Below are 4,388 nucleotides of genomic sequence, written 5' to 3'. Positions count from 1 at the left end.
CCCCGTGGTCTCCAACGTCACCGGAAAGCCCGCGACTTCGGGTGAGCTGACCTCTCCCGAGTACTGGGTGCGACACGTCCGCGAGGCCGTCCGTTTCGCGGACGGGGTGAGTGCGCTGCACGAGCAGGGTGTCACCGTCTTCCTGGAGGCCGGGCCCGACGGTGTGCTCACCGCACTCGCCCAGGAGATCCTCGACGGCGCCGACGTCCGCCTCGCCACCCTGCTGCGGCGGGGCCGTGGCGAGGCCGAGTCCGCGCTCGGTGCGCTCGGTGCGCTGCACTCCGCAGGACGCGCGGTCGACTGGGCCGCGCTCTTCGCGGGGACCGGTGCGCGCCGGGTGGACCTGCCGACCTATGCCTTCCAGCGCGAGTGGTACTGGCCGCAGGGCTGGGGCGGCACCGGTGACGCCTCCTCGCTCGGGCTGAGCGGTGCCGACCACCCGCTCCTCGGTGCCGTCACCCAACTCCCCGAGTCCGGTGGAGTGTTGGCGACCGGGCTCTTGTCGGTCCGTACGCACCCCTGGCTGGCGGATCACGCGGTCGCCGGCGCGGTCGTCGTGCCGGGTGCGGCGCTGGTCGAGCTGGTGGTGCGGGCCGGTGACGAAGCGGGCGCGAGCACGGTCGACGAGCTGGTGATCGAGGCGCCGCTGGTGCTGCCCGCGAGCGGCGGAGTGCGCATCCAGGTGTCCGTGGCCGCGCCCGACGAGCTGGGCCGCCGTCCGGTCACCGTCCACTCGGCACCGCAGGACGCCGATGCGGACACGCCGTGGACCCGGCACGTCAGCGGCTTTGTCACCGAGCAGTCCCCCGACGCCGGGTTCGACCTCGGCCAGTGGCCGCCCGCCGGGGCCGGACAGGTCGGCCTCGACGGCTTCTACGACCGTCAGCTCGACGCCGGATACTCCTACGGGCCCGCCTTCCAGGGCGTACGGGCAGTGTGGACGCGCGGCGAGGAGGTGTTCGCGGAGGTCGTCCTGCCCGAGGGCCAGACGGCCGACGGCTTCGGCCTCCACCCCGCGCTCCTCGACGCCGCCCTCCAGACGACCGGCCTGCTCCCCGCGGCGGGCGATCCGGCCCCGGGCACGACACGGCTGCCGTTCGCGTGGAACGAGGTGTCCCTGTACGCCTCCGGCGCCACCGCGCTGCGCGTCCGTGCGGCCCGTACCGGCGCCGACGGCCTCACGCTGGAGCTCGCCGACCACACCGGTGCACCCGTCGCCGGCATCGGCACCCTCACCATGCGCGAGGTCTCCGCCGAGCAGCTGGGCGCGGCGGGGACCCCGGCCCATGAGCACCTGTACCGCATGTCCTGGACCCCAGTGGTTCTCCCCGAGCCCGCCGCGGCGGACCGGCCCGCTCCGGTCCCGGTCGCCGACGAGTCCGCCGTACTCGCTATCGCCGAAGCCGCGCCCGAATGGCTCCTGCTGGATCTGTCGGAGGCCGGTGGGGAGGGCGTCGACCGCGCCCACGAGCTGGCGGCCCGGGCCCTCGCCGTGGTGCAGACCTGGCTGACCGAACCGCGGTTCGACGGCTCACGGCTGGCCGTCGTCACCCGGGGAGCGGTCCGTGCGGTGACCGATCCGGCGGGGGGCGCGGTATGGGGGCTGGTGCGCACCGCCCAGTCCGAGAACCCCGGGCGGATCGTCCTGGTCGACCTGGACGAGCGGTCCGCCGACCGGCTGCCGGCCGCACTCGCCTCGGGCGAGCCGCAGCTGGCGCTGCGCGAGCGGATCGAGGCGTGTGACGCCTCGGACCGTGCGGCTCTCGAAGGGCTTCTGGCGTCGGTGGAGCGGCCGCTCACGGCGGTGGTGCACACGGCCGGTGTCCTGGACGACGGTGTGATCGCGGCGCAGTCCCGGGAGCGGCTGGAGAAGGTCTTCGGGCCGAAGGTCGATGCCGCCTGGCATCTGCACGAGCTGACGAAGGACCTGGACCTCGCCGCGTTCGCGGTCTACTCCTCGGCGGCGGGGGTCTTCGGGAACCCGGGGCAGTCCAACTACGCGGCAGCCAATGCCTACCTGGACGCCCTCGCCGAGTACCGGCGCTCACTGGGCCTGCCCGCCACCTCGCTCGCCTGGGGCATGTGGTCCGAGGCGACCGGCATGACCGCCCACCTCGACGGCGCCGACCTCGACCGGGGCAAGCGTGGCGGCATGCTGGGCCTGCCCACCGCCGAGGGCCTGGCCCTCCTCGACGCGGCGCTCGGCTCCACCGAGGCACTCCTCGTACCGGCCCGGCTCGACCTGGCCGACCTACGGTCCCGTTCCTCGGACGGCAGCGGAGTCCCGCCGGTCCTCCAGGGGCTCGTACGGCCCTCCGCCCGCCGTGTCGCCAAGGCCGCGGCCGCACCCGCGGGGGAGACCCTCCTCCAGCGGCTCGTGGGCCGCAGTCCGCAGGAGCGTGCGCAGCTGCTGCTCGACGTGGTGCGGGTGCAGGTCGCCGCGGTCCTGGGGGTAGCCAACCCGGCCACCGTGGATGCCACCCGGGCGTTCAAGGACGCGGGCTTCGACTCCCTTACGGCCGTCGAGTTCCGCAACCGCCTCACCGAGGCCACCGGCGTACGACTGCCCGCGACCCTCGTCTTCGACCACCCGACGCCCGCGGCCCTCGTGGACCTGCTCGAGGAGCAACTGCGCCCCCAGCAGCCCGAGACCGCCGAGGCGCTGTCGGTCCTGGACGAACTGGGCCGTCTGGAGAAGGCGTTGGTGGCGCAGCCCGCTGACGACGGCCCCGACCCGGCCGCGCAGGCCCAGCTCGTCGCCCAGCGGCTCAAGGCGCTCACCGCCCAGTGGGAGAGCCTGCACCCCGCCCTCAGCGAGGAAGTGGACCTGGAGACGGTCACCGACGACGAGATGTTCGCCCTCATCGACAACGAGCTCGGTCTGTCCTGAACGGACGAAAACCGGACGACCCCCGGCGACACCGAGAGCGAAGGGACACAGAGACAGACATGAGCAACGACACCGAGGACAAGCTCCGCGAGTACCTCAAGAAGGCGCTCACCGACCTGCGCAGGGCCAACGGCCGGATCCGCGAGGTCGAGGACGAGAAGCACGAACCGATCGCGATCGTCGCCATGGCGTGCCGGCTCCCCGGCGGGGTGAACGCCCCCGCGGACCTGTGGCGGCTGGTCGCCGACGGCACCGACGCCATCACCGAGTTCCCCGCCAACCGCGGCTGGGACCTGGACACCCTGTTCGACGACGACCCCGACCACCCCGGCACCTCGTACGCCCGGCACGGCGGATTCCTGCACGACGCGGGCGAGTTCGACGCGGGCTTCTTCGGGATCTCCCCGCGCGAGGCCCTCGCCATGAACCCACAGCAGCGGCTGCTCCTCGAGACCTCCTGGGAGACCTTCGAACGGGCCGGCATCGACCCGACCGGCCTCGGCGGCCAGAACATCGGCATCTTCACCGGAGTGATGCACCACGACTACGCCCCGATCGGGCAGCGCATCCCGCCGAACGTCGAAGGCATGCTCGGCATCGGCAACTCCGGCAGCGCCACCTCCGGCCGGGTCTCCTACACCCTCGGACTGGAAGGCCCCGCGGTCACGGTCGAGACGGCCTGCTCCTCCTCGTTGGTCGCCCTCCACCTGGCCGCCCGTTCGCTGCGCACCGGCGAGTGCTCGATGGCTCTCGCGGGCGGTGTCGCCGTCATGGCCACCCCCGACGGGTTCATCGAGTTCTCCCGCCAGCGGGGCCTCGCCAAGGACGGTCGTGCGAAGGCCTTCTCGTCCGCCGCCGACGGCACCAACTGGTCCGAGGGGGCAGGCCTGTTGCTCCTGGAGCGCCTCTCGGACGCCCGCCGCAACGGCCACCCCGTCCTCGCCGTCATCCGCGGTACGGCGGTCAACCAGGACGGTGCCTCCAACGGTCTGACCGCGCCCAACGGTCCCGCCCAGCAGCGGGTCATCCGGGCCGCGCTGGCCGACGGACGGCTGACGCCGGCGGACGTGGACGCGGTGGAGGCGCACGGCACCGGCACGGCGCTGGGCGACCCGATCGAGGCCCAGGCGGTCATCGCCGCCTACGGCCAGAACCGCCCGGAGAACCGTCCGCTGTGGCTGGGCTCCCTCAAGTCCAACATCGGCCACGCACAGTCGGCGGCCGGGGTGGCCGGTGTCATCAAGATGGTGATGGCCCTGCCGGGAGGAGGGCCATGTGCGACGGGCGGGTGTGTCGTCGTTCGGTGTGAGCGGGACGAACGCCCATGTGGTGATCGAGGAGGCACCGGCCGGGGAACCCGTCACGGTGCAGGCCGAGTTCGCCGGTCCGCTGCCGTTCGTGGTGTCGGCCCGCTCCGGTCAGGCGCTGAAGGCGCAGGCCGAGCGGCTGGCCGACCACCTGGAGGGCGGGCAGGCCGACCTGACGGACGTCGCCCATT

At 73.3% G+C, this 4,388-nt stretch carries 1 protein-coding gene and 1 pseudogene; both read left to right on the top strand.

Features of this window, described 5'->3' with window-relative positions; genetic code table 11:
- A partial coding sequence (locus IF54_RS0138625) for a type I polyketide synthase (protein WP_037821196.1) occupies positions 1-2,890 on the top strand: 2,890 nt, incomplete at its 5' end.
- A gap of 59 nt (positions 2,891-2,949) precedes the next feature.
- Positions 2,950-4,388, top strand: a pseudogene (locus IF54_RS40175) (type I polyketide synthase); the annotation flags it as partial.

The sequence above is a fragment of the Streptomyces sp. NRRL B-3229 genome, from assembly GCF_000719505.1.
Taxonomy (GTDB): Bacteria; Actinomycetota; Actinomycetes; order Streptomycetales; family Streptomycetaceae; genus Streptomyces; species Streptomyces griseorubiginosus.
Note: the sequence above shows the minus strand (reverse complement) of the source record. Positions and strands in the feature narration are given on the sequence as shown.